We start from the raw sequence: 2,830 nt of genomic DNA on the forward strand, positions 1-2,830 counted from the left end.
CGAAATAAAGGTTTTAAACATCATGCGGAAGATGCGTTAATTATTGCCAATGTAAGTTATTTATTCAAACAGTCTAAAGAACTTAAAGAAGCTAATGCTATCTTAGAAAATAATAATTTAAGTTTAAATAAAAATAAAGATTCTAAGAATTTACTAACTGAACAAGACTATCGCAAAATGTTTGAAATTCCTAAGCAAGTCCAAGATATTAAAGATTATAAAGATTTTAAATATTCACATCGAGTAGATAAGAAGCCAAATAGACAATTGATTAATGATAGTTTGTATTCTACACGAGAAGTGAATGAAAACCATTATATTGTTCAAACTGTTAAAGATATATATGCCAAAGATAATACTAAAATTAAAGATTTATTTTTAAAAACGCCTGAGAAGTTACTTATGTATAAACATGATCCTCAAACTTTTGAAAAATTAATGCTAGTGATTAAACAATATGGAGAAGAGAAAAATCCATTTGCTAAGTATTATGAAGAAAATGGTGAATACCTTACTAAATATGCCAAAAATGAAAAAGGACCCACTATTAAAAGATTAAAGTATATTGGAAAAAAAGTAGGGACTCATCTAGATATAAGCACAAATTTTTCGGGCGCAAAAAGAAAGGTCGTACAGCTCTCTATTAAGCCTTTTCGCTTCGATGTATTTCACTCAAAAGCAGGCTATCATATGCTTACTTTAACTTACATGGATATAAAGAAAAAAGAGAAGCATTATCAAATATTAAAAAATGAATATCAAGCATTGAAAGAAAGATATAAAGTACCGAGTGATGCTCAATTTATTGGTAGTTTTTATTATAATGACTTGATTTCTATTAACGATGAACTGTTCAGAGTAATTGGAGTAAACAATTCTACAAGAAATGTAGTGGAATTAAATATGGTTGATATTAATTATAAAGACTATTGTGACCTGATGGGAATTAAAAAAACACCACGTATTTTTAAAACAATAACTAAAAAAACTGGAAAGATTGAAAAATATTCAACTGACATTTTAGGTAATCAATTTAAAGTTAAACCTTCAAAAAGTCCACAACTTATCTTTAAAAGAGGTGTCTTATAATGTCTTGGCGTATCGTTTATGCGAGTGATGTCACTAAGTTATCTTTATCATTGAATAGCTTGAAAATTGCTAAGGGAGACCAGGAGATTAAAGTACCTCTGAGTGATATTTTTGCGGTTGTCATTGAAGATTTGACTGTTACGGTAACAGCTAGATTATTAGTTGAATTATCTGATTATAATATTTTAGTAATTTTTTGCAATCAAAAGCATTTGCCAGAATGTGTATTACAACCTATTTCTGGTCATTTCAGTCAGTATGCACAAATGAAAGCGCAATTGTCGTGGGATGAATTAAGTAAAGAAGAACTATGGAAGCAAATAGTGAAGCAAAAAATATTGAATCAAATTACGTGCATGGAACATAATAATATAGACGAAGCTAGGATTCGTAAAATGCATGAATTGAGAGATGTTGTTCAATTAAAAGATGAACACAATATTGAAGGACAAGCTGCAAAATATTATTTTAATAGCTTTTTTGAAGAATTCAGACGTGACGATGACAATTCATTAGAGAATGCAGTTCTTAATTATGGATACACGATTTTGAATGCAGCTATTGCAAGAACTATCGTAGCAAAAGGGCTCATTCCCGCGTTAGGTATTCACCATATAGGTGGAAGAAATCATTTTAATCTCGCATCAGACTTTATTGAACCCTTTAGACCTTTAGTAGATTTATTCTTATTCAAACATCCGCCTGAAGATTTTTTGACAAAAGCATATCGATTAAAGCTTGTGAATTTGTTACATGCTAGAGTGCTTATAGATGGTAAGATGCAAACAGTTATACGCGCTATTGAAATCATGATACAATCTATCATTGATTATTTTAGAGAAGGTCAAAAACAATTGCTTAAATTTCCAGATATTAAGCAATTTACTTTCTATGAGCTATAGGTTTATGAGAGTCATGATTATGTTTGACTTACCAGTTGAGACGAAAAAGCAGAGGCGAATTTATAGTAAATTTAGAAAAAGGTTACTTGAAAATGGTTTTTTGATGATGCAATATTCAGTTTATATTAAAAGTGTTGCCAATAAAGATGCTGCAGATTTTTCAGTTTTACAAGTAAAACAATTTTTACCTCAAGACGGCCATGTAAGATCTTTAATTATAACCGAGAAACAATACGAAAAAATGCAAATTTTGTTAGGTAAGGAAGATCAAAACATAGCTTTACTCGGTGATAATCGAACAATAATATTTTAAAGGATAATTATAATGAACAATATGATTTGGGAGATAAAAAGTACGCTTATCCCAAAGACTGAAATGAACATTGGGATGTACACATCAATATACAATGAATTTGAGACTAAGGAAGAAGACATATTAAATATCATATGTGATTATTTTCAAAAGCGTCATTCAAATAAGGATGAAGTAAGCATTTATGAAAGAATCAACCAAGAACAATTGCCTTACACTCTTTATCAATGTTACATGTTAAGTCATGAAGAAATTAATAAGGAACATACTTTGTCTGCCAATGCTTTAATAACTAAAAAAATCAATCGGCTTTTATCAGAACAATATGAACGAGAGAGCTATTTGAACTCTATTAACGTTTTATTAGAAGATTTGTTAAACCTTGTTAAAAGTGATTTACCCTTAAAAACAAAGCGATTTGATATAAAATCCTTTATTAAAAATATAGAGTTTGCATATGATTTAGATCATGAATATAGTCGCTTAATTGTCAGATTAGAATCACTCATACCTTTAATTGTTGAAG

2 protein-coding genes and 2 pseudogenes are annotated in these 2,830 nt (G+C 29.3%); all 4 read left to right on the forward strand.

Going from position 1 to position 2,830, the window contains the following annotated elements:
* Positions 1 to 1,089 (forward strand): annotated as a pseudogene (locus CD118_RS11370) (type II CRISPR RNA-guided endonuclease Cas9); the annotation flags it as partial.
* Positions 1,089 to 1,991, forward strand: a complete 903-nt coding sequence (cas1, locus tag CD118_RS11375; RefSeq protein WP_060829976.1) for a type II CRISPR-associated endonuclease Cas1 — start codon at positions 1,089 to 1,091, stop codon at positions 1,989 to 1,991. The pseudogene CD118_RS11370 and the gene cas1, both read left to right, overlap by 1 nt.
* A gap of 4 nt (positions 1,992 to 1,995) precedes the next feature.
* Entirely contained in the window at positions 1,996 to 2,304 is a 309-nt protein-coding gene (gene cas2, locus CD118_RS11380; protein ID WP_060829975.1) for a CRISPR-associated endonuclease Cas2, read from the forward strand.
* A gap of 12 nt (positions 2,305 to 2,316) precedes the next feature.
* Positions 2,317 to 2,830, forward strand: a pseudogene (locus CD118_RS11385) (hypothetical protein); the annotation flags it as partial.

Origin of the sequence: Staphylococcus coagulans (assembly GCF_002901995.1) — a bacterium.
Classification (GTDB): Bacteria; Bacillota; Bacilli; order Staphylococcales; family Staphylococcaceae; genus Staphylococcus; species Staphylococcus coagulans.

Coding starts and splice junctions, on each gene's coding strand:
- cas1 (WP_060829976.1), top strand. CDS start 1,089: ATGTCTTGGCGTATCGTTTATGCGAGTGATGTCACTAAGTTATCTTTA.
- cas2 (WP_060829975.1), top strand. CDS start 1,996: ATGAGAGTCATGATTATGTTTGACTTACCAGTTGAGACGAAAAAGCAG.